General features: G+C 54.0%; 1 protein-coding gene. It reads right to left on the bottom strand.

All coding sequences use genetic code 11. From position 1 onward, the window contains the following. Positions 1-285, bottom strand: a 285-nt coding sequence (locus ACO0LB_RS20925; protein ID WP_423052674.1) for a carboxyl transferase domain-containing protein, incomplete at both ends; no start/stop codon positions are given.

Genomic DNA, 285 nt, shown 5'->3' with positions numbered 1-285 from the left:
GAACTTCGGCACGGCAGCCGTGGCCACGGCAGTCACCATCTTGGCGCCATTGCGCGCGATGCCTTCGTTTTCGTATTTGCGGCCGACCATGAAGCCGGTGATATTTTGCAAAAACACCAGCGGGATCTTGCGCTGGCAGCACAGTTCAATGAAATGCGTGCCTTTCAGCGCTGATTCCGAAAATAGAATGCCGTTATTGGCGATGATGCCGACTTTCATGCCATGGATATGCGCAAACCCGCAGATCAGGGTAGTGCCGTAGCGGGCCTTGAATTCATCGAATTC

Origin of the sequence: Undibacterium sp. SXout7W (genome assembly GCF_049339385.1) — a bacterium.
Taxonomy (GTDB): domain Bacteria; phylum Pseudomonadota; class Gammaproteobacteria; order Burkholderiales; family Burkholderiaceae_D; genus Undibacterium.
This window is presented reverse-complemented; position numbering and strand designations above follow the sequence as displayed.